1 protein-coding gene is annotated in these 282 nt (G+C 35.1%); it reads right to left on the bottom strand.

What is annotated here, in order from left to right; translation table 11 throughout:
• Positions 1–34: 34 nt before the first annotated feature.
• The coding region (locus J4D97_RS23345) for a hypothetical protein (protein ID WP_208309673.1) at positions 35–282 on the bottom strand (248 nt) is incomplete at its 5' end.

The raw sequence follows: 282 nt of genomic DNA, 5'->3' as shown, positions 1-282 counted from the left end.
AGCGTATGGAATTAAACCATACTCATCAGCTAACTTACGCTTTAATTTCCCAAGTGCTTTTCGCATCAATGAGCCCATAGTTTTTGTACTTATAATCCTTTGTGCCAAATTCTAAAACCTCAACTTGAATAGCAGAAGGATTATAATATATATTTTCGCTTTGAGAGTCTATGCCTATCAGTAATATATAAGAGCCTGCTCTTAAGTTATGCTCAACTTTAACTTTAACCTCAAAATCACCAACTAGATCAACGGGATTCTGCTCATCAAGTAATCTTACGG

It is taken from the genome of Hymenobacter defluvii, assembly GCF_017589435.1.
Taxonomy (GTDB): domain Bacteria; phylum Bacteroidota; class Bacteroidia; order Cytophagales; family Hymenobacteraceae; genus Hymenobacter; species Hymenobacter profundi.
Note: the sequence above shows the minus strand (reverse complement) of the source record. Positions and strands in the feature narration are given on the sequence as shown.